Consider the following 2394-nt stretch of genomic DNA (forward strand, 5'->3'; position numbering starts at 1 on the left):
GACGCCGTTTGGGAGCTTGGTGTCAGCAGGGCGACTGTCTGGCGCTGGATAAAGCGTCTGGCCGAAGAGGGTGGGCGCACCAGCGCGCTGGCTTCTCGGAAACGGGGCCGCCCGACTGGTACAACCTTGATATCCGGCAAGGTGGAAGCGGTGATCGAAGAACATCTTCGCCGTTATTTCTTACGGCGGGAACGCCCAAGCCTGTCGCGCATCGTGACAGAAATCCGAAGCGCGTGCTGGCAGCAGGGCTTGCAACCGCCGACACGTCGGACGGTTCAGCGCAGGCTGGATGCAATGGATGCCCGTGAAATTGCCAAGGCACGCGAAGGCGCAAAGGCGGCCCGCCAGAAATTTGCGCCGGTCGTAGGCGACAACAAGGCAAACCGGCCACTGGAGGTCGTGCAAATCGACCATACGCCTGCGGACATCATTCTCGTCGACAGTTTTGAACGCAAACCAATTGGGCGGCCTTGGGTCACGCTGGCGATCGACGTCGCAACGCGGATGGTGACCGGATATTACACCTCTCTCGAGGCACCTTCGCGTCTGTCGGTGGCGCTTTGCCTGACACAGGCTGTGGCCCCCAAGGCGGAACTTCTGGCGGAATNGGTGGCGCTTTGCCTGACACAGGCTGTGGCCCCCAAGGCGGAACTTCTGGCGGAATTGGTGCGCAATGTTCCTTGGCCCGCGCAGGGTAAACCGCATAGCATCCACGTCGATAACGGGCGCGATTTCCGGTCGCATGCCTTTCGGTCGGCATGTGCAGAATGGGGGATCGATCTGGTCTATCGGCCGCCAGGCAGTCCTCATTTCGGAGGGCACATCGAACGATTGATCGGCACGATGATGGGGGCCGTGCACCTGTTGCCTGGAACAACGCAATCCTCGGTCGTGGCCAAGGGCGACTATGACGCCGAGGGCATGGCCACGATGACCTTAAGCGACTTCGATCGCTGGTTTGCTCTGGAAATCTGCCGCTACAACAACAGCATTCATTCAAGTCTTGGCTGCACGCCCGTTGCCAAATGGGAGGCGCTCTCAGAGCAAATGATGGGCGATATCCCCTTCGAGATTGAAGCCTTTCGGGTGAGCTTTCTGCCAAGTGAACTGCGCAAGGTCAGGCGTGACGGCATCCATCTGTTCCAGATACGGTACTGGTCCGATGCGCTTGCAGGCCACATCGGGCGCGGGGATGGAAAGGTGGTCGTCCGCTACGACCCTCGCGACCTCTCGGTGATCTGGGTCGAACTGGATAATGACCGATACGTCGAAGCTCGGTACCGAAACCTGGAAATTCCGCCTGTGTCGCTCTGGGAATATCGCGAAGCCATGAGGAATGCCCGTGCCCTTGGCAAGTCCGGGTCCAATGAGCTGGTCCTGGCTGAGCTGATCCGACAGCAACGCCAAATCGAGTCTGAAAGCCGGAGCCTGACGAGGGCCGAACGCCGATCCCGTGAAAGAAAAGGGACATTGGAGGGCGCCAACTCGGCCGTCTCAACAACCGAAGGGCTGCGCGCGATCGATACGGGTGATACATCGCGCCCATTGTTCAAGGTGGAGAGATGGTGAATTGAGGGCAGGAAAAACAGAGGAAGACGGTCGGATCACCCTCATTCAATCGGATATCTGGATTGGCTTTCCGCGGGCCGAACAAGTTCTGGACCGTTTGCAGTGTATGATCGAAGCGCCAAGGCAAACCCGTATGCCTGGCCTTCTTGTGCATGGCGCGTCCGGGATCGGAAAGACGATGATCGCCCGCAATCTTTCGCGCAGATATGCACCGGAATATGACCCAGCATCGGGAATTACGCGAACGCCGCTGTTACTGTTACAAGCACCACCAGCTCCCGACGAACGACGGTTCTATCTGCACATCCTGGCGACCGTCGGGGCACCGGCCACGGCACTGAGCGCGCGCGCTCAAAATGTGGCCTCCCTCGAAGTCCGTGTCGTCGCGCTCTTGCGCGACCTTGGCCTGCGGATGATCATGATCGACGAAGTCCACAACCTCTTGGCCGGGACCCACCGCGAACAGCGCCGCTTTCTCAATGTTCTGCGGTATCTCAGCAATGAACTCGAAGTGTCGCTGGTCTGCCTGGGGGTCAGCGAGGCCGTCGATGCCATCCGTGGTGATATCCAGCTTGCCAGGCGGCTGGACGAACATCACCTTCCAAACTGGCGCGACGACGCCGAGTTCTCGGACATGATCCAGACACTCATCGCGGCAATGCCCCTCGAGAAGAAATCCAATCTGAAGGTCAAGTCACTAAAGCAGATACTTGCGCTGACCGGCGGGGTGACCTCGCGCATCTTCGCCCTGATCAAGGATCTTTCCATCGACGCCATTGTCACAGGTGATGAATGCATCACCGATGACGCAATCGCAAAATGGAC

Annotated in this window: 3 protein-coding genes; all 3 read left to right on the forward strand. The window is 59.0% G+C overall.

Going from position 1 to position 2394, the window contains the following annotated elements; all coding sequences use genetic code 11:
• Positions 1-150: 150 nt before the first annotated feature.
• A partial coding sequence (locus tag D6860_RS25810; protein ID WP_305794252.1) for a DNA-binding domain-containing protein occupies positions 151-607 on the forward strand: 457 nt, incomplete at its 3' end.
• Between the two features lie 443 nt (positions 608-1050).
• Positions 1051-1569: a Mu transposase C-terminal domain-containing protein gene (locus D6860_RS26060; protein WP_371683201.1), complete on the forward strand. Its 519-nt coding sequence runs from the start codon at positions 1051-1053 to the stop codon at positions 1567-1569.
• 1 nt (position 1570) lies between these two features.
• Positions 1571-2394: TniB family NTP-binding protein (locus tag D6860_RS17870; RefSeq protein WP_128549305.1), on the forward strand; the 824-nt coding region annotated here is incomplete at its 3' end.

Origin of the sequence: Salipiger sp. D13 (genome assembly GCF_003703915.1) — a bacterium.
Lineage (GTDB): Bacteria > Pseudomonadota > Alphaproteobacteria > Rhodobacterales > Rhodobacteraceae > Salipiger > Salipiger profundus.

Coding starts and splice junctions, on each gene's coding strand:
- D6860_RS26060 (WP_371683201.1), top strand. CDS start 1,051: ATGGGCGATATCCCCTTCGAGATTGAAGCCTTTCGGGTGAGCTTTCTG.